Below are 21,645 nucleotides of genomic sequence, written 5' to 3' on the forward strand. Positions count from 1 at the left end.
CTCTCAACGTGACTCGGCTTCTAAACTCGCCAAATATTCTTTTTCATAATCAAATAATTCCGTCGGGTAATCCCCGTTAAAATACGCCATACAAAGTCCGCCATACGGCTCATCTGGATACGGCTTACCAACTGCTTCAACCAGGCCGTCCTCCGACAAATACGTCAGCGAATCCGCACCGATAATCCGACAAATCTCATCCACCGAATAATTCGCCGCAATCAACTCACTCCGCGTCTGAATATCAATCCCGTAAAAACACGGAAAAGCAAGCGGTGGCGAAGCAATCCGCACATGGACTTCTGCCGCACCCGCCTCACGCAATAACTGCACAATCCGGCGACTCGTCGTTCCGCGCACAATCGAATCATCAATCATGACCACCCGTTTGCCCTCGACAACACCGCGCACCGCCGACAATTTCATTTTCACACCTTGTTCCCGTAATTCCTGCGACGGCTCAATAAACGTCCGCGCCACATACCGGTTCTTAATCAAGCCCAGCTCATACGGAATACCCGTTTCCTCCGCATAACCAATCGCCGCCGAGATACTCGAATCAGGAACACCCGTCACCACATCCGCCTCAATAAAAGCCTCCTTGGCCAACCGTTTCCCCATCCGTTTTCGCGCCGAATGGACATTAATTCCCGCAATATTCGAGTCAGGACGCGCAAAATACACATATTCCATACTACAAATCGAATGCTTCACGTCTTCCGTAAATTTCTCAATATGCAGGCCATCATCATCAATAATAATCAGCTCACCCGGCTCCACATCACGCACAAACTCCGCGCCAACCGTATCAAACGCACACGTCTCCGAAGCAATCACATACGAATCTCCAATTTTCCCAATCGAAAGCGGTCGAAAACCATTCGGATCAAGCGCTGCAATCAACTCATTCTCCGTCAAAAGCATATACGCAAAACCGCCCTTGACCTTGTTCAGCGCCACTTTCAAATCCTCCACAAACGATCCCGTCTGGCTACGTTTGAGCAAATGCGCCAGCACCTCCGTATCCGAACTCGTTTGGAAAATCGCACCTTCCTCTTCCAACTCCTGACGAAGCGTCTGCGCATTAATCAAATTCCCATTATGCGCCAGCGCCAGACTCGAATTTTGGAAGTGGAATAAAAACGGTTGGACATTGCTCAAACTCTTGCCACCAGCCGTCGCATAACGCACATGCCCAATTGCCGACTTCCCAACAAGATCATCCAATTCCCCGTGCTTAAACACATCCGCAAGCAAACCCAAGTTACGATGCCCTTTTAGCGTCACGCCATCCGTCGACACAATTCCAGCACCCTCTTGCCCACGATGCTGCAAACTATGCAGACCATAATACGTGATCTGCGCCGCACTCGGATGATTCCAAATCCCGAAAATACCACATTCCTCATTCAATCCTCTTATTTCAGTAGACATGGAATAGCCCCTTCCCAAACTTGTTTTAACTCACTAAGTTCGGCTGTAATTGCTGATTTTTCCGTTTGCACCACCAATTGCGGCACCTCTGTAACTTCGCCTAAACGCACCACTTTTTCCGTTTCAAACAACTGCTCGAATTTCGCAGCATCATCCGCTTTCACCGATACCAAGAAACGCGATTGCGATTCACTAAACAGCAATTCCTCCGCAAAAGGTACTTGGATTGCTGCGCCCAAATCGTTCGCAAAACCTGCCTCAGCAAGTGCTACCGCAAGTCCGCCTTCCGCCAAATCATGCGCCGAAGCAACAAGACCCTCACGAATCGCCGTCAACAAGAACTGCTGATAACGTCTCTCCACCTGCAAATCAAGCTCAGGCGCGCGTCCACTAATTTTGCCTTGCTCCAATTTTTGCAATTCCGAACCGCTAAATTCCGGCTTCGTTTCGCCGATTAAATAAATCACATCGCCCGCCGCTTTGAAACCTTGCGTCGTAATATGCGCCACATCCTCGACCAAACCAACCATTCCAATCACCGGCGTTGGATAAATTCCTTCACCATCCGTCTCATTATACATCGAAACATTCCCCGAAATAACTGGCGTATCAAGCTCTAAGCAAGCCGCACTAATGCCGTCCGCCGCTTTCTCAATCTCCCAGAATATTTCCGGTTTCTCCGGATTCCCAAAATTCAGACCATCCGTAATCGCCAGCGGTTTCGCGCCTGAACAAACAATATTCCGCGCAGCTTCCGCAACCGCAATTTGACCACCTTTTTCAGGATCCAAATACAAGTAACGCGAATTACAATCTGTCGTCATTGCAATCGCCTTATTCGTGCCACGAACTCGCAGTACCGCCGCATCCGAACCAGGTGCTACCGCCGTATTCGTCCGAACTTGATAATCAAACTGCTCATAAATATGGCGTTTACTAGCAATCGTTGGCTGTCCAAGTAACGCTTTCCAAGTCGCCATAACATCCGTCACGACCGGCGCATAAGCCTCTTCCGTTTGGAAATCACGATAACGCTGCGGCTCCGATGAAGGTTTATAATACACAGGCGCATCCTCAGCAAGCGCATCAACCGGCACATTTGCCACAACTTCCCCGTGATGTACAATTTTATACATCTTATCATCCGTCACCGTTCCAATCGTCACAGCCTCCAAGCCATAACGCTCAAACAACGCCTTGATCTCCGCCTCATGTCCTTTTTTCACACATAAAAGCATCCGTTCCTGCGACTCCGAAAGCAACATTTCATACGCCGACATATGCGTTTCCCGTTGCGGCACATCATCCATAATAAGCTCCAAGCCAGACCCAGCCTTTGATGCCATCTCCGAACTCGAACTCACCAAGCCCGCGGCGCCCATATCCTGAATCCCAATCAAAATATCCGAATGATCACGAATCAAGTCCAGACATGCCTCCAGCAACAATTTCTCCATAAACGGATCTCCTACTTGAACCGCCGAACGCTGCTGCTCGCCCTCTTCACTAAATTCCACCGAAGCAAAAGTAGCCCCATGAATCCCGTCGCGTCCTGTTTTCGCACCAACGTACATCACTGGATTACCAACACCGACCGCCTGACCTTTTTGAATATCCTCTTTTGCAATCAGGCCAACACACATCGCATTTACTAAAGGATTCTTCGCATAACACGGATCAAACTGCACCTCGCCGCCAACCGTCGGAATCCCAATCGAATTCCCGTAACCAGCAATCCCAGCCACAACCTCATTCACCAAATATTTCGTATGCGGATTATCAATCTCACCAAAACGAAGCGAGTTTAGCATCGCAATCGGACGCGCGCCCATCGAAAATACATCGCGAATAATGCCACCAACACCAGTCGCAGCGCCTTGATACGGCTCCACATAAGACGGATGATTATGACTCTCCACTTTAAAAGCAACACCAAGACCATCACCGATATCCACAATTCCAGCCCCCTCACCAGGACCTTGCAACACTTGCGGGCCCTCCGTCGGGAACTTGCGCAACACCGGTTTTGAATTTTTATAACTACAATGTTCCGACCACATGACCGAAAACAAACCCGTTTCCGTATAATTCGGTTTTCTCTTCAAAATATCACAAACAAGACCATACTCACTCTCACTGAGCCCCATCGTCTCATAAATTTTCTGTTCCTTAATTTGCGCCGCTGACGGTTCCTGATTCACATTAAGCATGTACTTGTTCCTCCTTCCAAGCCTTCAACATCGATTTAAAAACGCCAAGTCCAGCCGTTCCACCAACAACATCCTCCACAGCACGCTCCGGATGTGGCATCATACCAAGTACATTCCCGGCCTTATTCGTAATCCCAGCAATATTTGCAATACTCCCATTAGGGTTTTCCGACGCATACGTGAACACAATTTGCCCATTCGCCCGCAATTCCGCAAGCGTCGCATCATCGCAATAATAATTCCCCTCACCATGCGCCACAGGAATCCGAATCTCTTCCCCCCCCGCATATTCCGACGTAAACATCGTCTCCGCATTCTCCACACGCAAACTCACCGTTTTACAAACAAAATGAAGATTATTATTCCGAATCAAAGCCCCAGGAAGCAACCCACTCTCCGCCAAAATCTGAAAACCATTACAAACACCAAGCACCGGCTTCCCAGTTTCCGCAAACCGCACCACTTCCGGCATAATGTTCGCAAATTTCGCAATCGCACCCGTCCGCAAGTAATCCCCATACGAGAATCCACCAGGAAGCAGCACCGCATCAAAACCATCTAAACTCGTCTCGGCATGCCACACATATTCCGCCTCTTCCCCGAGCGCATCTTCTATCGCATGCAACATATCTAAATCACAATTCGAACCTGGAAATTGAATGACAGCAAATTTCATCCTTAAGCCTCCTCGATTTCATAACGATAATCTTCCATCACTGGGTTTGTCAGCAACTTATCACACATTTCATCCAAGACCGCATGAATATCCCGATCCGATTTCGCCACTTGAATCTCCATATATTTTCCAATCCGCACATCCTCAACCTCGCCGTAATTCAAACTCTTCAGCGATCCCATCACAGCAGTCCCTTGCGGATCCAACACACTTTTCTTCAACGTCACAAACACCTTCACATTATACATTCAAACAACCTCCTTTAATCTTTTCAAAACTTCTTCATAAACCGCTGTTAAATTCCCAATATTCCGACGAAAGACATCCTTATCCAGCTTGGCATTCGTATCCCGATCCCATAATCGGCACGTATCCGGCGAAATCTCATCCGCAAGCAAAATATTTCCATTCTCATCACGCCCAAATTCCAATTTGAAATCAATCAGCGTAATATTCATTTTTGCGAATAATTCACATAACACCACATTAATCTCAAGCGCAGCCTGTTTCAAAATCGCAATCTCATCCTCCGTCGCCGCCTCTAAATAAAGCACATGCGCGTCATTAATAAACGGATCATCAAGCGCATCTTCCTTATAATAAAACTCCACAATAGGCTTCTTTGTCGGCGTCCCCTCAGGAACCCCAAGACGTTTAGCAAGACTTCCCGCAATCACATTTCGCACGACAACCTCAAGCGGAATAATCTCCACCGAGCGCACCAACTGCTCCGTATCCGACAACTGCTCCACAAAATGACTCTTAATCCCAGCATCTCGCAAATATGTAAAAATCCGCGACGTAATCTCATTATTCAAGCGCCCCTTACTCGCAAAACTCTCCTTACGTTCCCCATTCAGCGCCGTCGCATCATCCTTATACGCCACCCGCAACACACCATCCTGATCCGTACTAAACAACCGTTTCGCCTTACCCTCATACAATAAATTCGCCACGATAAAAAGTCTCCTTTTAATTTCGAATTTTGAATCCATAAAGCATGAAAAACCATGAAGACACCGTAATCCCTCATAGTTTTTCATGATGCATTTCCTTAAAGCCCTAAGCGTTTAAAAATCATATCCACCTGTTTCAAGTGATAATTATAATCAAAACAACCATCAATTTCATCCTGAGAAAGCAAATCCGTAATCTTAGGTTCCGCCTCAACTAGCGTCTTAAACGGCACTTGCGTCTCCCAAGCTTCCATCGCCTTAGGTTGCACCGTGTCATACGCCTCCTCACGAGCCATCCCTTTATCGATCAACGTTAACAACACACGCTGCGAATAAATCAGACCCAGCGTCCGGTCCATATTGCGCTTCATATTCTCCGGGAACACCGTCAAATTCTTCACGATATTACCAAACCGATTCAAAATATAATCAAGCAAAATCGTCGCATCCGGCAAGATAATCCGTTCCGCAGAAGAATGCGAAATATCACGCTCATGCCACAGCGGCACATTCTCATACGCCGTCACCATGTGCCCACGAATCACACGCGCTAAGCCAGTCACATTCTCCGAACCAATTGGATTACGCTTATGCGGCATTGCAGAAGACCCTTTTTGCCCCTTCGCAAAAAACTCTTCCACTTCACGGACCTCACTCTTTTGCAGCGCACGAACCTCCACAGCAAATTTTTCAACAGAAGTCGCAATCAAAGCCAGCGTCGCCATATAATCCGCATGACGATCCCGTTGCAACGTCTGCGTCGAAATCGGAGCCGGCGTCGTACCTAACTTTTCACAAACATACTCCTCCACAAACGGATCAATGTTCGCGTACGTCCCAACAGCCCCAGAAATCTTCCCGAATTCCACGCCATCCGCAGCACGATTAAACCGTTCCAAATTCCGCTTCATTTCCTCATGCCAAAGCGCTAATTTCAAGCCAAACGTCGTCGGTTCCGCGTGCACACCATGCGTCCGCCCCATACAAACCGTATGCTTATACTCTTTCGCTTTGTTCGCCAAAATCTCGATAAACCGCTCCAAATCCGCACGCAAAATCTCATTGGCTTGTTTCAAAATATACGAATTAGCCGTATCCACAACATCCGTTGACGTCAAACCATAATGCACCCACTTACGCTCATCACCAAGCGATTCCGACACACTTCTCGTAAACGCCACAACATCATGACGCGTCTCAAGCTCAATCTCCTGAATCCGCGCCACATCAAATGTCGCATTTTCACGAATCTTCGCTACATCCTCTTTCGGAATTTCACCAAGCTCCGCCCAAGCCTCACAAGCTAGAATCTCAACTTCCAACCACGCCTGAAAACGATTTTGCTCCGTCCAAATATTGCCCATTTCTTCTCTCGTATACCGTTCAATCATTGTTTCTCAAATCCCCCAATTAACTCCAAATTTGCATTGCACGTAATTTTTCTATCTCCACAAGCGGATTATCACTGAGCACCGTTATATGCCCCATTTTGCGATCAATCTTCGCCTCTTGTTTTCCATAATAATGAACAAACCATTCCGGATGCGCGTCCAACACCTCATTCACACCATCCACATGTTGCCCCAAAATATTCACCATCATCGCCGGACGCAACAACTCCACTTCCAAAAGCGGCAATCCAGCAATCGCTCTGATATGCTGCGTAAACTGCGAAATATTACAGGCCTCAATCGAAAAATGTCCCGAGTTATGCGGTCTAGGAGCCAACTCATTTACATAAATCGCGCCTGAACTCGTCACAAACATCTCAACAGCCAGCACACCTTCCAAATGAAGATATTCCGCCAACTTCACCGCAATCGACTCCGCCTCATGAACCGATTCCGTATCAAGCGTCGCCGGCACAACCGTCGTGTGCAATATATTATTTTTATGATCATTCTCCGCTACAGGAAACGTCTCAATTTGTCCAGCAGCATTACGCGCCACAATCACCGAAACCTCCCGCTCAAACGGAATCCAAGCCTCCAGCACACACGTCCCAAAACGCAATAAGCCAAGCGCCTTATCAATATCATCCTCACTCTGAATCACATACTGCCCCTTACCATCATAACCACCCTGCGTCGTCTTAAGCACCGCCGGATAGCCCAAACTGCTAATATGCTGAACAATATCATCCTTATCTACAATCACCGCATAAGGCGCCAAATTAATATTAATCGACTCCAAATACGCTTTTTCTAAAATACGATCCTGCGTAATCGACAATAACTCCGAACCTTGCGGAACACGAACAATGTCCTCTATCGAACGAATCGCATCATTATCCACATTTTCAAATTCATATGTCACAACATCACTTTTCTCAGCCAATTCCTTCAAAGCCGCCAGATCCGTATAATTCGCAACAATCTGCTCATCCGCCACTTGCCCACACGGAGCATCCACAGTCGGATCAAGTACAATCACTCGGAATCCCATCGCTTTTGCAGCCAAAGCCATCATTCGGCCTAACTGCCCACCTCCGATAATTCCAATCACGCTGTTTGGTAATAAATACGTTTTACTCAAGAGAATCACTACTTTCTAGAACATTTTCTTCTAGTGTATCACGTCTATTTTCCAAACGGCTAGCAATTACCTCATTTTCGACCGATAAAATTTGCGCAGCGAGTAATCCAGCATTTACCGCACCCGCCTCACCTATTGCGACAGTAGCGACTGGAACCCCTCCAGGCATCTGCACAATCGATAATAAAGAATCCAGTCCATTTAACGCTTTTGACTTCATAGGAACACCAATAACAGGTAAAGTCGTCTTCGCAGCAACCATACCTGGCAAATGAGCGGCCCCTCCAGCCCCTGCAATAATGACCTTAATCCCGCGACTTCTCGCATTTTCTGCATATGTAAACATCAAATCCGGTGTGCGGTGTGCAGAAACAACCTTCTTCTCATAAGCAATTTCAAGTTCTTCCAATACCTCACATGCCTTCCTCATCGTCTCCCAATCAGAAGTACTTCCCATAATGACACCAACTTGTGCACACATTCAATGTTCAACTCCTCATTCATTTCATCTAATCCAACATCATTTGACCTCTTCATTCTAACAATAGCTGTCAGTAAAGTCAACCATAAAAATCGAACAATAAAAACAAACAACTATGTAACGTTCGTGTTTAATCCTATTTTAGACCAAAAAAAGTAACTTCCATTAGAAAGTTACTTTTTCTTAACCCCACCACGCACTTGCTTCACCCAGAAGCCGCCATAAATTTGCCTTGGCTCTGAAGACACGATAAAGGCCTTATCATCCAACTCAATAATACGCTGATACAATTTATTCTCATTCTTCCGCGGTGTTAATATTTCAAGCATCATCCGCTCTCCATCACGCCCGCTAGCCAACCAACTAGTAACCCCATAACCCGCATTTCTAATCTGATTAGCTAAATCTATGTTATAGTCCTTCGTAATCACATTAACGGTGATATAGCCGAGTGCCAATCGCTCCTCAATCTTCATCCCAACAATAATACCCACACCAAAACCAAGTGCATACGCCGCTATATTCGCGATATCATTCAGATTACTCATAACCATCCCAAGCGCTACAATATAGACCACTATCTCGAATACACTCACTATAGCCGCACGATATCGATAGCCTTTCATCGTCATTAACAATCTAACCGTATTTAATGATACATACAAAATATTGATAATGAAAATCGTGAGCACCATTCCAACAGCATCTCCCAAAATAACCCCTCCTTATGTACATGCTCTTACACATATTTTTCACTAATTTCTATTTTTTAAACATATACCTACCGTATAAATAGACTAAATAACAATACATTAACAAAATAAAAAAGCACTCATAAAAAACGAGTACTTTTATCATTGCCCGGCGACGACCTACTCTCACAGGGGGAAGCCCCCTACTACCATCGGCGCTGAAAAGCTTAACTTCCGTGTTCGGGATGGGAACGGGTGTGACCTCTTCGCCGTAACCACCAGACAATGTTTTGATAGAAAGAACGCTGTTCTCTCAAAACTAGATAAGAAAGTCGGTCTGTGCATGACCGTTCGGAGTCCGAGCCTCCATATTACGTTTGGTTAAGTCCTCGATCGATTAGTATTTGTCCGCTCCATATGTCGCCATACTTCCACTCCAAACCTATCTACCTGATCTTCTTTCAGGGATCTTACTTTCCGAAGAAATGGGAAATCTCATCTTGAGGGGGGCTTCACGCTTAGATGCTTTCAGCGTTTATCCCTGCCACACATAGCTACCCAGCGATGCTCCTGGCGGAACAACTGGTACACCAGCGGTGTGTCCATCCCGGTCCTCTCGTACTAAGGACAGCTCCTCTCAAATTTCCTGCGCCCGCGACGGATAGGGACCGAACTGTCTCACGACGTTCTGAACCCAGCTCGCGTGCCGCTTTAATGGGCGAACAGCCCAACCCTTGGGACCGACTACAGCCCCAGGATGCGACGAGCCGACATCGAGGTGCCAAACCTCCCCGTCGATGTGGACTCTTGGGGGAGATAAGCCTGTTATCCCCGGGGTAGCTTTTATCCGTTGAGCGATGGCCCTTCCATGCGGAACCACCGGATCACTAAGCCCGACTTTCGTCCCTGCTCGACTTGTCAGTCTCGCAGTCAAGCTCCCTTGTGCCTTTACACTCTGCGAATGATTTCCATCCATTCTGAGGGAACCTTTGGGCGCCTCCGTTACTCTTTAGGAGGCGACCGCCCCAGTCAAACTGCCCACCTGACACTGTCTCCCCACGCGCTAAGCGTGGTGGGTTAGAATGGTCATACAGCCAGGGTAGTATCCCACCATTGCCTCCTCGTAAGCTAGCGCTCACGTCTCTTCGGCTCCTACCTATCCTGTACAAGCGGTACAAACATTCCATATCAGGTTGCAGTAAAGCTCCACGGGGTCTTTCCGTCCTGTCGCGGGTAACCTGCATCTTCACAGGTACTATAATTTCACCGAGTCTCTCGTTGAGACAGTGCCCAGATCGTTGCGCCTTTCGTGCGGGTCGGAACTTACCCGACAAGGAATTTCGCTACCTTAGGACCGTTATAGTTACGGCCGCCGTTTACTGGGGCTTCAATTCGTACCTTCGCTTGCGCTAAGCACTCCTCTTAACCTTCCAGCACCGGGCAGGCGTCAGCCCCTATACGTCACCTTACGGTTTTGCAGAGACCTGTGTTTTTGCTAAACAGTCGCCTGGGCCTATTCACTGCGGCTCTCTCGGGCTTTCACCCTAATAGAGCACCCCTTCTCCCGAAGTTACGGGGTCATTTTGCCGAGTTCCTTAACGAGAGTTCTCTCGCTCACCTTAGGATTCTCTCCTCATCTACCTGTGTCGGTTTGCGGTACGGGCAGTACTATTCTAACTAGAGGCTTTTCTTGACAGCGTGAAATCAGGAACTTCCGTACTTAATTTCCTTCCCCATCACAGCTCATGCTTCGCGAGAAGCGGATTTGCCTACTTCTCACACTCACTGCTTGGACGCACATTTCCATCCGTGCGATTCCCTATCCTTCTGTGTCACCCCATTGCTCAAACAAACAGCACTGGTACAGGAATATCTACCTGTTGTCCATCGCCTACGCCTATCGGCCTCAGCTTAGGTCCCGACTAACCCTGAGCGGACGAGCCTTCCTCAGGAAACCTTAGATATTCGGTGGACGGGATTCTCACCCGTCTTTCGCTACTCATACCGGCATTCTCACTTCTAAGCGCTCCACCAGTCCTTCCGGTCTGACTTCACCGCCCTTAGAACGCTCTCCTACCACGAACATCCAAAGATGTTCATCCACAGTTTCGGTAATATGTTTAGCCCCGGTACATTTTCGGCGCGGGGTCACTCGACCAGTGAGCTATTACGCACTCTTTCAATGGTGGCTGCTTCTAAGCCAACATCCTGGTTGTCTATGCAACCCCACATCCTTTTCCACTTAACATATATTTTGGGACCTTAACTGGTGGTCTGGGCTGTTTCCCTTTCGACTACGGATCTTATCACTCGCAGTCTGACTCCCGAGTATAAGTACATGGCATTCGGAGTTTATCTGAATTCGGTAACCCGAGAAGGGCCCCTAGTCCAAACAGTGCTCTACCTCCACGACTCTTTACCTCGAGGCTAGCCCTAAAGCTATTTCGGAGAGAACCAGCTATCTCCAGGTTCGATTGGAATTTCTCCGCTACCCACACCTCATCCCCGCACTTTTCAACGTGCGTGGGTTCGGACCTCCAGTGAGTATTACCTCACCTTCATCCTGGACATGGGTAGATCACCTGGTTTCGGGTCTACGACCTGTTACTCATGCGCCCTATTCAGACTCGCTTTCGCTACGGCTCCGCTTTTTCCGCTTAACCTTGCAACAAATCGTAACTCGCCGGTTCATTCTACAAAAGGCACGCTATCACCCATTAACGGGCTCTAACTACTTGTAGGCACACGGTTTCAGGAACTGTTTCACTCCCCTTCCGGGGTGCTTTTCACCTTTCCCTCACGGTACTGGTTCACTATCGGTCACTAGGGAGTATTTAGCCTTGGGAGATGGTCCTCCCGGATTCCGACGGAATTTCACGTGTTCCGCCGTACTCAGGATCCACTCTGGAGGGAAAATGATTTCAATTACAGGGCTGTTACCTTCTTTGGCGGGCCTTTCCAGACCACTTCGTTTACCACTTTCTTTTGTAACTCCGTATAGAGTGTCCTACAACCCCAAGAAGCAAGCTTCTTGGTTTGGGCTCTTTCCGTTTCGCTCGCCGCTACTCAGGAAATCGATTTTTCTTTCTCTTCCTCCAGGTACTTAGATGTTTCAGTTCCCTGGGTCTGCCTTCCTTACGCTATGTATTCACGTAAGGATACTATCCGACTAAAGATAGTGGGTTCCCCCATTCGGAAATCTCTGGATCAACGCTTACGTACAGCTCCCCAAAGCATATCGGTGTTAGTCCCGTCCTTCTTCGGCTCCTAGTGCCAAGGCATCCACCGTGCGCCCTTTCTAACTTAACCATGTGGGTCGTTGTTCTTTCGAACTCGCCACGGGTATGTTCCTAACGTCTACGAGCCAGCGATGGCCGTATCGGTTAGTTGAAAGGTTACTTTCAGTTGATTCTCGGTTCTTACTTGGTTGGTACAAGTCAAAGACTTATACCGCACTTTACTAACTTTCTTATCTAGTTTTCAAAGAACAACTTTCTTCTTTAGAGAGAATTGACCTCTCAAAACTGAACAAAACAGAAGATAAAACAAAAGCAGGTTTCCTTTTCCTTAGAAAGGAGGTGATCCAGCCGCACCTTCCGATACGGCTACCTTGTTACGACTTCACCCCAATTATCTGTCCCACCTTCGGCGGCTGGCTCCATAAAGGTTACCCTACCGACTTCGGGTGTTACAAACTCTCGTGGTGTGACGGGCGGTGTGTACAAGGCCCGGGAACGTATTCACCGTGGCATGCTGATCCACGATTACTAGTGATTCCGGCTTCATGTAGGCGAGTTGCAGCCTACAATCCGAACTGAGAATAATTTTATGGGATTAGCTCGACCTCGCGGTTTGGCAACCCTTTGTATTATCCATTGTAGCACGTGTGTAGCCCAGGTCATAAGGGGCATGATGATTTGACGTCATCCCCACCTTCCTCCGGCTTGCACCGGCAGTCACTTTAGAGTGCCCAACTAAATGCTGGCAACTAAAATTAAGGGTTGCGCTCGTTGCGGGACTTAACCCAACATCTCACGACACGAGCTGACGACAACCATGCACCACCTGTCACTTTGTCCCCGAAGGGAAAGTTCTGTCTCCAGAATGGTCAAAGGATGTCAAGACCTGGTAAGGTTCTTCGCGTTGCTTCGAATTAAACCACATGCTCCACCACTTGTGCGGGCCCCCGTCAATTCCTTTGAGTTTCAACCTTGCGGTCGTACTCCCCAGGCGGAGTGCTTAATGCGTTAGCTGCAGCACTAAGGGGCGGAAACCCCCTAACACTTAGCACTCATCGTTTACGGCGTGGACTACCAGGGTATCTAATCCTGTTTGCTCCCCACGCTTTCGAGCCTCAGCGTCAATTACAGGCCAGTAAGCCGCCTTCGCCACTGGTGTTCCTCCACATATCTACGCATTTCACCGCTACACGTGGAATTCCACTTACCTCTCCTGCATTCAAGTCTCTCAGTTTCCAATGACCCTCCCCGGTTGAGCCGGGGGCTTTCACATCAGACTTAAGAAACCGCCTGCGCTCGCTTTACGCCCAATAAATCCGGACAACGCTTGCCACCTACGTATTACCGCGGCTGCTGGCACGTAGTTAGCCGTGGCTTTCTGGTTAGATACCGTCAAGGGACAAGCAGTTACTCTTATCCTTGTTCTTCTCTAACAACAGTGCTTTACGATCCGAAAACCTTCTTCACACACGCGGCGTTGCTCCGTCAGACTTTCGTCCATTGCGGAAGATTCCCTACTGCTGCCTCCCGTAGGAGTCTGGGCCGTGTCTCAGTCCCAGTGTGGCCGATCACCCTCTCAGGTCGGCTATGCATCGTTGCCTTGGTAGGCCATTACCCTACCAACTAGCTAATGCACCGCGGGCCCATCTGTAAGCGATAGCCGAAACCATCTTTCAAACAGGCGTCATGCGACGCTTGTTATCATTCGGTATTAGCCCCGGTTTCCCGGAGTTATCCCCAACTTACAGGCAGGTTGCCCACGTGTTACTCACCCGTCCGCCACTAACGTCGGAAAGAGCAAGCTCTTTCTTCGGTTCGTTCGACTTGCATGTATTAGGCACGCCGCCAGCGTTCGTCCTGAGCCAGGATCAAACTCTCTTTAAAATTAAAGATGAATCTGAATACTTATTCAACACCGTGAATAAGATCCTTGCGTCAAATTGACTTCGCTAGCAAATTACTTTACTAGTATTACTTTTGGAAATAGCTTTCTATTTCCGCCCTGCGATTCTTACCTAGAAACATTGCTGTCTCTATTGGTTTTATCTTTGTTTCTGTTCAGTTTTCAAAGGTCAGTCATTTGTTTAACACAACTTTTATATCTTATCATATAACATATTAGCGTGTCAACAACTTATTTTCAGTATTTTTTTTCGCCCTCACTTGAGAACTTTTTAAGTATATAATATATATTCATAAAATGCAACTGTTTTATTTTAATTCATTAAAATTGTATATTGCATTCATCTTCGAGCTCTCTTAAAAAGAATAAAAGCATCTCGTGTCTCTGTACCGCTATCTCCTTAGCCGTGTCAGTCTGAATCTTATCTTTGATCTTTAGAAGCTTATCATAAAAATGTTGTATACTTGTTGACTTCTGATCTTTCGGGTTATAGATATACCTTCCTTTTGCGCCTCCATACGTAAAGCATCTAGCTATTCCAATTGCTCCAATGGCATCTAATCGATCTGCATCCTGCACAATTTTTCCTTCTAAACTTAAATTAGAGTGGCTACTTTCTTTACTACTAAAAGATACGTTTTGAATAATCACTAAAATAGCTTCTATGTCTATTTGTGTTACGCCATTTAATTTAAACCAAGCTTTCATCTTCAATTCCGCACACTTTGGATCATCTTTCAATTTCTTATCTGTATAGTCATGAAATAATGCTGCTAATTTAATTATCTCCAAGTTCCCGCCCTCGTATTTTTGGAGATAATGGGCCATTTTGTAGACTCTTTCAATGTGATGCCAGTCGTGTCCAGTTTTTTCGTTGATAAATTCTTTCTTAATAAACTCCTCAGCTCTTTCAAAAACTAAATTATCCATTTTATTATTACCTCACTTTATATTTCCAAATTTTCTAATTGTTATGTAAAATATAGATATACTAACTAGCTAGGAGGAATCAGTATGTTTGAGTTTAATCAAGTGTGTTTAAAGCGTGATGGACGATTTTTATTAGAGTCTATCGATTGGAAAGTTTGTAATAAAGAGAACTGGGCGGTTCTTGGTCTGAATGGATCAGGAAAAACAACGCTATTAAAATTGCTAAACGGTTATCTGTGGCCTAGTTCTGGATCACTTGATGTTCTAGGTCACAGATTTGGAGAAACTTCTTTGCCTGAACTCCGCAAATCAATTGGTTGGGTCAGTTCTTCTTTACAACAGCAGTTAAAAGAATACGATCTTGCTGAGGTCATTGTTGTTAGCGGAAAATTTGCAAGTATAGGGTTGTATCAAGGAACTACTATAGAGGAAAGAGAATCTGCACGTAAAATTTTAATTGATTGCGGTGGCGAAGATTTAATTGGGAAAAGGTATAGCATTCTTTCGCAAGGAGAACGACAAATTGTGTTGATTGCTAGAGCGCTTATGGCAACCCCTGAGTTATTGATTCTGGATGAACCATGTACTGGATTAGATATCTTTGCAAAGAAACGGTTATTAGATCGCATTAGTACTATTGCAAAACTGCCTTCTGCCCCTACAATTCTTTATGTAACTCATCATACCGAAGAAATATTGCCCTGTTTTGGTCATACGCTTTTACTAAGAGGTGGTAAAAAATACGATTCTGGGCTAACAAGTACTATGCTTACAACAGAAAAGCTATCTTCTTTTTATAATCATGATGTAGATGTCATTACTTTAGAAAACGGACAAATATCTGTTTTTCCAAAATAGTAATATGATTTAAAACATTGTTTCTGAGGTAGGTATTTTAGAATCCGCCATTCCTCAGAAACAAAATTATTTCATAACTTTACGCCTCTTGTTCAAATAATTGAGCTATTTCAATGATAACCTGTGTGGCTTTTACCATGCTATCTACGGATATATACTCAAATTTCCCATGATAATTCTCTCCACCAGTAAAGATGTTCGGTGTTGGCAGGCCTTTGAAAGAAAGCTGTGCACCATCTGTTCCACCTCTTATTGGGCGTATATCAGGTTCAATATCTAAATTCTTCATTGCTTTATATGCTATATCTACAATTTCTTTGACTGGTTCCACTTTCTCTTTCATGTTGTAATATTGGTCATTCATTTCTAACTCAATAGCAGACTCACCATACTTCGCTTGCAATTGCTTTGCTATATCGGAAATAGTCGCTTTCCTTGCAAGAAAGCCCTCATGGTCAAAATCTCGAATAATATAATAAGAATTTGCTACCTCCACATCACCATTCAACGAAATCAAATGATAGAAGCCTTCATAACCCTCTGTTTTTTCTGGTACTTCCTCTGCCGGTAAATAACTATGAAATTCCATAGCTATTTTATTGGCATTTACCATCTTATCTTTAGCTGTTCCTGGATGAACACTATTCCCTTTGAATGTAATACGAGCTGCAGCTGCGTTGAAATTCTCATATTCTAACTCCCCAAGTGGCCCTCCGTCCATTGTATACGCAAATTCTGCATCGAAAGCTTCCACGTCAAATTGTTGTGGACCTCTTCCAATTTCTTCATCAGGCGTAAATGCCACGCGAATTCTTCCATGTTTTATTTCAGGATGATTGATTAAATAGTTCATCGCAACGATTATTTCGGTTATTCCAGCCTTGTCATCTGCTCCGAGAAGAGTTGTGCCATCAGTCGTAATTAGCGTCTGTCCTTTATATGTAGGCAATTCAGGGAATGATTCTGGAGATAAAACAACTCCTAAACCTTCGTTCAACACAATGGCTTTTCCGTCAAAATTTTCATGAATTTGTGGGGATACATTAGTACCAGTCATATCTGTAGCTGTATCGAGATGCGCTAAAAAGCCAATCGTTGCTAATTTTTTGGTTGAATTGCTTGGAAGTGTTGCCATGACATAGCCGTTCTCATCCATTGTTACTTCTTCCAGTCCAATATGTTTCAATTCTGCTACTAGTACTCTACCTAATTCAAGTTGTCCTGGTGTCGTTGGGATGGTAGAACTTGCTTCATTTGATTGGGTATCCATTTTTACATACTTTATAAAACGTTCCATTATTTCATTTTTCATTTTCCAGTCTCCTTTATTTCTTATTCTTTCATTGCTTGCTTTTCTCAGCCATTTTTAAAACGGTGTTCCAATTTCTTGCGGTCGCCTTCACTTGTAATGTTTTTTCTACAAGGTTATTAGAATATAGACTGTCTGACACACCCGCTTTTAAAGAGATGTATAAAAATCTACCTACTACTTCACAGTCGTCTTGCCCAGCTTGGCTTAGGTCCTTTAATTTATCAACATTCACTTGTTCAGGCAATATATCTAGAAAATGAACCATCAGCTTCTCACCTTTAAAAGGGTTTTGTTCAATTCCCCCTTCATATTCAGTTACATGAAAGGCGACGACTGGAACATCCAAGTCAAAATGGTGTTTGATGAATCGTTCGACGTCTTTTTGGATAGTTTCGTGATTTGTTTCTTCATGCTCTGCTATTATGTTTCCAGTCTGAATGTAGGTCATAACATCATTGTATCCTTCATTTAAAAAGGCATCTCTCAAATCCGCCATTTTTATCTTACGGTTTCCACCAACGTTAATCGCTCTTAAAAATATAATGTATTTCATCGGCTCCCTCCCCACCTTCATATTATACCTAATAATTATTGTAAGGTATAATATTAGTTATTAAAGGAGTGGTAAAATTGAAATTAATTTCTTGGAATGTGAACGGACTTAGAGCTGCTGAGAAAAAGGGATTTATGGATTATTTCAGAGAAGTAGATGCGGATATTTTTTGCCTTCAGGAAACGAAGCTACAGCAAGGTCAGATTGAATTAGATTTGTCAGGTTATCATGATTATTGGAACTATGCTGTGAAAAAAGGCTACTCTGGTACAGCGATATTTTCGAAAGTAAAGCCACTCTCTGTGCAATATGGTCTGGATATGGAGGAGCATGATCAGGAAGGTCGCGTTATTACACTTGAGTTTCCAGCGTTTTATATGATTACTGTTTACACACCTAATTCACAAAATGAGCTAAAGCGCCTCGATTATCGGATGGACTGGGAAGATGCCTTTTTGGCGCATTTGAAAAAATTAGATGAAGTGAAACCTGTTATCGTATGTGGTGATTTGAATGTAGCGCATCAGGAGATCGATTTAAAAAATCCAAAAACCAATCGCAAAAATGCTGGATTCTCTGATGAAGAACGTGGCAAATACTCAGACTTACTTGCGGCAGGATTTACAGATTCATTCCGACATTTGTATCCAGAATTAGAAGGAGCTTACTCTTGGTGGTCTTACCGAATGAATGCACGTGCTAGAAATACTGGTTGGCGCATTGATTACTTTGTTGTATCTACTCGTATTGCGGATAAAATTGAAGAAGCCTCGATACATGCGGATGTCTTAGGGTCGGATCATTGTCCAGTTGAGCTTGTTATCGATATGTAACTCTATAGTATCTATATTCGCCAAACTTTTATTAAATCCTTTAAATAAAAAAATCTCGTTCCATTTTTACTGGATACGAGATTTTTTAGCTTTTATTTTAACATTGGGGATTCAACCCAACCAAGTCGTTTATCGCCATCATTTACGCGATACCAAATCTTATTGTTAACTACTGCTTGGCTATCAACGTGTACTTCTTTTAGTCCAGCAAGTGAACCTTTTACCGTACTAGTATCCACGATTGGGAAAGCATAAATTTGACCGTTTGCATTTTCAACACCTCTGATTAAGTTGACGCTTTGTTCCATCGACGTCGTGTATACGAGGTTCAAGTTAGTAGCATTTATCCAACCGATATTCTTACCGTTTAACGAGGCTTCATACCAAGTCGAACCGTTGCTCACCGTCGCTCGGTTCATAAGGCGTAAATCTTTGCCTTTATAATTTGTTAGAGAAGCTTTTTTTATGGCACCTTTTACTGTGTCTGGTGTGCTCCAAATGGCAGCATTTTGATTTGACTTCACTTGGCCGTATGCATAAATACTTGTTTTAGCTGTAATCGTGTCATAGACTTGATCGTATTTTGCCAAGTTGTATGTTTCTACAGTTTCAATAAGCTGCTCTGCATAATTAGGATCGGTTGCATAGCCTCCCGCTTCGATAATGTTGGCGGCCTTGCTATAGTCTTCCTCACCTACTAGACTTGCATATTTATTCGGGCTCCACGATGGGCCATTTACAAATAGCAAAGCATGATCTTCTAGCGATTCATAATAGCTTGGATATGCTCGGAACGGGGCATCTACCGTCGTCCAACTATTGTTAAAAAATTCTTTCGTATTCATCGTTATGGATTGACCTTCATAACTACCTTTGATACCGAATAGGTTGTTGGCTTGTTTTGTTAAACCGCTGTTGCCCCATCCAGACTCTAAAATAGCTTGGGCAATCGTAACGCTTGTTAGAATACCATGTTCGCGTTGTAATTTCTGGGCATCGGGAACTATTTTATCTAGGAATTTTTCTTGGGAATTTGTGTAGCTTATTTGTGAATTATTTTCTCGTTCTGCTGCATATGTGCTAACTGGAAGACCAATTGTACCCATTATCATTCCAACTGTTCCTAAAATAGCCACGCTGCGCTTGAGTGATTTTTTCATTCGTTTATTCTACACTTCTTTCTGATTTTATTTATAGTATTTTTGTTTTCATGTATCTTTTCAAATCAACAGGGTTCATTCTAGCAAAATTAGTGTTGCATTTAGGTTACAGGAATGTGTCGTTTCTGTTTATAATATTACAGAACTTGTCTAGACCGCTATATAAAGCGGGTTTAAATATATGTTTTTTTTTTGAACACATCAAAAAAACGCTATATTATTATAGCGTTTTAATGCGAATCACATCTTTATTTACCCAACCTAAGATTTTTCCAGCATCTTTTATCTGGTACCAAGTGTCATTTTTCAGCTGCATTTCTTGAACGATTTCTAGTTTTTCCGTTCCATATTTAGCTAAATTATTTACCTTTTCCGCCTTTTTAGTTCTGGGTGGTGTCGACCAAATAGCGGTATCTTTTGTAAGTATTGCCGAACCAGTTTCTTGCATCGGTTTGAGCGAAATAATTGGATCATAAATTTCATCGTACGCTTCTAAATTTCTTTGCTCAATGAGTTCGATTAATTTCGTAGCATATTCTGGATCCGTCGCGTAACCCGATTTTTGCAGTGCATTCGCTGCTACTTTATAGTCCTTAGCTTGGACAACACTGCGATACTTATTTTTATCCCAGGAAGTTCCTTTTAAAAATAGCTTGGCGTGATCATCTAGCGACTCAAACCATGTTGGATATTTCCTGAAATCTGCATCCACGGTAATCCATGTATCATTTTGGTATTCTTGGGTTGGCATCGTTACAGAATCATTTTGATATCGCCCCTTGATACCAAAGAGATTTCGTCCTTCTGTTGCGAGTCCACTGTTCCCCCAGTCAGACTCTAAAATGGCTTGGGCGAGCGTGATACTTGTCAAAATTCCTTCTTCATCTTGTATTTGTTGCGCATGTTTGGCTAGTAGTTCGATAAACTGTTGTTGTGAATCCACCCGTGTCACTTCGACAGGCTCATCATCTGTAAAAAATAGTTTATCCACTGCGATGAAGAGCATTCCGCCGACTAAAACGACTGCGAGTATAATTCCAATAAGAAGTGGCGCTTTTTTCCGACGTCTCATTCTGTCAAAAACCTACTTTCTGTACCTCGATGCCCTTTTTATCCTATCCTTGTATTGTATCTGAAAAGTAGTGGTAATTGCAACCAACTTAAGACCGATAAATCAAAACTTCCATTACTTTTCTGATACAATAACAAGGCCTTCTTTCGTATCTTTTATTTTTGCTTTTTTGGGTGCGGAAGATACGATTTTCATTGTATAAAAATCTGCTATGCATAGGCCAGAATGTGCGGCAATCAATAGATAAATACCAACAAGATATACTGGGAATTCTAACGCTAAAATAACTAGAATCAGGGTTAAAAATACACACGGTCCAATACTAATAATTTGGAACTGCCATTTTGAAAATAATTGATTGGGACAATTGAAATAAAGAACACCCTTTTTAAAGCTTATTTTTAATTTGCCATTGCTCAATACCCAAAAAAGAAGGCCGTGGATAAGTTCGTGAAACGTGAAAACAATATATAGTGCAATGCAAAATAAGATAATTCCAGCTACTGTGAAGTTCATTGGTACAGACTCGCGCAAAGCAAGTATTAAGCCAACGATTAACATGATCGCAATGAGAGTAGTGGCCATTATTTTGATAAGTTGCATTCTTTTTTTGTCGTCAACAATGTTGTATTCTTTTGACATCGTTTGTGTCCTCATAACAATCTTGACCTCATTTCTTACAAACCTTGCTAACAACTATGATATAAATTTCTTTACTTTCCCTGTACCCATTATAGTATGAAAAAAGGGTAGAAAACAATTATTATGTAAAAAATGCGAATAAAAAATCCGTCTTTCTTC

The 21,645-nt window shown here is 44.1% G+C and carries 17 protein-coding genes and 3 rRNA genes; 2 read left to right on the plus strand and 18 right to left on the minus strand.

All coding sequences use genetic code 11. The features are described 5' to 3' along the window. Window positions 1-3 precede the first annotated feature (3 nt). The 13 genes from purF to UE46_RS11555 all read right to left on the minus strand — a co-directional run bounded on the left by purF (window position 4) and on the right by UE46_RS11555 (window position 15,056). Window positions 4-1,434: an amidophosphoribosyltransferase gene (gene purF / locus UE46_RS11495; RefSeq protein ID WP_036061614.1), complete on the minus strand. Its 1,431-nt coding sequence runs from the start codon at window positions 1,432-1,434 to the stop codon at window positions 4-6. Beyond that, the gene (gene purL, locus UE46_RS11500; RefSeq protein ID WP_036061613.1) at window positions 1,419-3,644 is read right to left on the minus strand and encodes a phosphoribosylformylglycinamidine synthase subunit PurL; all 2,226 of its coding nucleotides are present in this window, start codon (window positions 3,642-3,644) and stop codon (window positions 1,419-1,421) included. Before purL ends, purF begins: the two co-directional genes overlap by 16 nt. After that, window positions 3,637-4,320 carry a phosphoribosylformylglycinamidine synthase subunit PurQ gene (gene purQ, locus UE46_RS11505; RefSeq protein ID WP_118907635.1) on the minus strand — a complete coding sequence of 228 codons (684 nt, stop codon included), beginning with the start codon at window positions 4,318-4,320 and terminating at the stop codon, window positions 3,637-3,639. The genes purL and purQ overlap by 8 nt, the downstream gene beginning before the upstream one ends. Window positions 4,321-4,322: 2 nt before the next feature. Continuing rightward, a complete protein-coding gene (gene purS, locus UE46_RS11510) occupies window positions 4,323-4,568 on the minus strand; it encodes a phosphoribosylformylglycinamidine synthase subunit PurS (protein WP_036061611.1) in 246 nt (81 codons plus the stop codon). Beyond that, entirely contained in the window at window positions 4,569-5,315 is a 747-nt protein-coding gene (gene purC, locus UE46_RS11515) for a phosphoribosylaminoimidazolesuccinocarboxamide synthase (RefSeq protein WP_051492988.1), read from the minus strand. Window positions 5,316-5,374: 59 nt separating this feature from the next. Further along, window positions 5,375-6,667, minus strand: a complete 1,293-nt coding sequence (gene purB / locus UE46_RS11520; RefSeq protein ID WP_036061607.1) for an adenylosuccinate lyase — start codon at window positions 6,665-6,667, stop codon at window positions 5,375-5,377. A gap of 19 nt (window positions 6,668-6,686) precedes the next feature. Continuing rightward, window positions 6,687-7,811 (minus strand): 5-(carboxyamino)imidazole ribonucleotide synthase, encoded by a 1,125-nt coding sequence (gene purK, locus UE46_RS11525; RefSeq protein ID WP_036061605.1) that lies wholly within the window; start codon window positions 7,809-7,811, stop codon window positions 6,687-6,689. Continuing rightward, window positions 7,804-8,292 (minus strand): 5-(carboxyamino)imidazole ribonucleotide mutase, encoded by a 489-nt coding sequence (gene purE, locus UE46_RS11530; RefSeq protein ID WP_036061604.1) that lies wholly within the window; start codon window positions 8,290-8,292, stop codon window positions 7,804-7,806. The genes purK and purE overlap by 8 nt, the downstream gene beginning before the upstream one ends. A 173-nt stretch (window positions 8,293-8,465) precedes the next feature. Further along, window positions 8,466-8,987, minus strand: a complete 522-nt coding sequence (locus tag UE46_RS11535) for a DUF2179 domain-containing protein (RefSeq protein WP_411431067.1) — start codon at window positions 8,985-8,987, stop codon at window positions 8,466-8,468. 164 nt (window positions 8,988-9,151) lie between these two features. Next, window positions 9,152-9,267 (minus strand): 5S ribosomal RNA (rrf, locus tag UE46_RS11540). Between the two features lie 94 nt (window positions 9,268-9,361). Continuing rightward, window positions 9,362-12,293 (minus strand): 23S ribosomal RNA (locus UE46_RS11545). 262 nt (window positions 12,294-12,555) lie between these two features. After that, window positions 12,556-14,107: ribosomal RNA gene (locus UE46_RS11550) — 16S ribosomal RNA — on the minus strand. Together the 16S, 23S and 5S rRNA genes form the textbook arrangement of a ribosomal RNA operon. 340 nt (window positions 14,108-14,447) lie before the next feature. After that, the gene (locus UE46_RS11555) at window positions 14,448-15,056 is read right to left on the minus strand and encodes an HD domain-containing protein (protein WP_036063463.1); all 609 of its coding nucleotides are present in this window, start codon (window positions 15,054-15,056) and stop codon (window positions 14,448-14,450) included. Window positions 15,057-15,140: 84 nt separating this feature from the next. Between UE46_RS11555 and UE46_RS11560 the strand changes: the two genes are divergently transcribed. Further along, window positions 15,141-15,914: an ABC transporter ATP-binding protein gene (locus UE46_RS11560; protein ID WP_036063461.1), complete on the plus strand. Its 774-nt coding sequence runs from the start codon at window positions 15,141-15,143 to the stop codon at window positions 15,912-15,914. Window positions 15,915-15,993: 79 nt separating this feature from the next. Here UE46_RS11560 and pepT read toward each other — a convergent pair whose 3' ends face one another. Both pepT and UE46_RS11570 read right to left on the minus strand, forming a co-directional pair. Further along, the gene (pepT, locus tag UE46_RS11565; protein WP_036063459.1) at window positions 15,994-17,226 is read right to left on the minus strand and encodes a peptidase T; all 1,233 of its coding nucleotides are present in this window, start codon (window positions 17,224-17,226) and stop codon (window positions 15,994-15,996) included. Between the two features lie 28 nt (window positions 17,227-17,254). Continuing rightward, window positions 17,255-17,779: a DUF1697 domain-containing protein gene (locus tag UE46_RS11570; protein WP_036063457.1), complete on the minus strand. Its 525-nt coding sequence runs from the start codon at window positions 17,777-17,779 to the stop codon at window positions 17,255-17,257. Between the two features lie 77 nt (window positions 17,780-17,856). On the opposite strand from UE46_RS11570, the gene UE46_RS11575 reads away from it, so the two are divergent. Then, a complete protein-coding gene (locus UE46_RS11575; RefSeq protein WP_118907637.1) occupies window positions 17,857-18,612 on the plus strand; it encodes an exodeoxyribonuclease III in 756 nt (251 codons plus the stop codon). A 92-nt stretch (window positions 18,613-18,704) separates the two neighbouring features. Here UE46_RS11575 and UE46_RS11580 read toward each other — a convergent pair whose 3' ends face one another. The 3 genes from UE46_RS11580 to UE46_RS11590 form a co-directional block, all read right to left on the minus strand. After that, the gene (locus UE46_RS11580; RefSeq protein ID WP_118907638.1) at window positions 18,705-19,772 is read right to left on the minus strand and encodes a glucosaminidase domain-containing protein; all 1,068 of its coding nucleotides are present in this window, start codon (window positions 19,770-19,772) and stop codon (window positions 18,705-18,707) included. A 220-nt stretch (window positions 19,773-19,992) separates the two neighbouring features. Beyond that, complete coding sequence (locus tag UE46_RS11585) at window positions 19,993-20,844, minus strand: glucosaminidase domain-containing protein (protein ID WP_036063456.1); 852 nt, start codon at window positions 20,842-20,844, stop codon at window positions 19,993-19,995. Window positions 20,845-20,958: 114 nt separating this feature from the next. Continuing rightward, a complete protein-coding gene (locus tag UE46_RS11590; protein WP_036063454.1) occupies window positions 20,959-21,486 on the minus strand; it encodes a DUF3267 domain-containing protein in 528 nt (175 codons plus the stop codon). Between the last annotated feature and the right edge of the window lie 159 nt (window positions 21,487-21,645).

Source organism: Listeria weihenstephanensis, from assembly GCF_003534205.1.
GTDB classification, from domain to species: Bacteria; Bacillota; Bacilli; order Lactobacillales; family Listeriaceae; genus Listeria_A; species Listeria_A weihenstephanensis.

Excerpts from the sequence above, each read along its gene's own strand:
- UE46_RS11580 (WP_118907638.1), bottom strand. The coding sequence starts at position 19,772 with ATGAAAAAATCACTCAAGCGCAGCGTGGCTATTTTAGGAACAGTTGGA.
- UE46_RS11585 (WP_036063456.1), bottom strand. The coding sequence starts at position 20,844 with ATGAGACGTCGGAAAAAAGCGCCACTTCTTATTGGAATTATACTCGCA.
- purS (WP_036061611.1), bottom strand. The coding sequence starts at position 4,568 with ATGTATAATGTGAAGGTGTTTGTGACGTTGAAGAAAAGTGTGTTGGAT.
- purQ (WP_118907635.1), bottom strand. The coding sequence starts at position 4,320 with ATGAAATTTGCTGTCATTCAATTTCCAGGTTCGAATTGTGATTTAGAT.
- purB (WP_036061607.1), bottom strand. The coding sequence starts at position 6,667 with ATGATTGAACGGTATACGAGAGAAGAAATGGGCAATATTTGGACGGAG.
- UE46_RS11570 (WP_036063457.1), bottom strand. The coding sequence starts at position 17,779 with ATGAAATACATTATATTTTTAAGAGCGATTAACGTTGGTGGAAACCGT.
- UE46_RS11555 (WP_036063463.1), bottom strand. The coding sequence starts at position 15,056 with ATGGATAATTTAGTTTTTGAAAGAGCTGAGGAGTTTATTAAGAAAGAA.
- pepT (WP_036063459.1), bottom strand. The coding sequence starts at position 17,226 with ATGAAAAATGAAATAATGGAACGTTTTATAAAGTATGTAAAAATGGAT.
- UE46_RS11535 (WP_411431067.1), bottom strand. The coding sequence starts at position 8,987 with ATGGTGCTCACGATTTTCATTATCAATATTTTGTATGTATCATTAAAT.
- purE (WP_036061604.1), bottom strand. The coding sequence starts at position 8,292 with ATGTGTGCACAAGTTGGTGTCATTATGGGAAGTACTTCTGATTGGGAG.
- UE46_RS11590 (WP_036063454.1), bottom strand. The coding sequence starts at position 21,486 with ATGTCAAAAGAATACAACATTGTTGACGACAAAAAAAGAATGCAACTT.
- purF (WP_036061614.1), bottom strand. The coding sequence starts at position 1,434 with ATGTCTACTGAAATAAGAGGATTGAATGAGGAATGTGGTATTTTCGGG.
- UE46_RS11560 (WP_036063461.1), top strand. The coding sequence starts at position 15,141 with ATGTTTGAGTTTAATCAAGTGTGTTTAAAGCGTGATGGACGATTTTTA.
- purC (WP_051492988.1), bottom strand. The coding sequence starts at position 5,315 with ATGGATTCAAAATTCGAAATTAAAAGGAGACTTTTTATCGTGGCGAAT.
- purL (WP_036061613.1), bottom strand. The coding sequence starts at position 3,644 with ATGCTTAATGTGAATCAGGAACCGTCAGCGGCGCAAATTAAGGAACAG.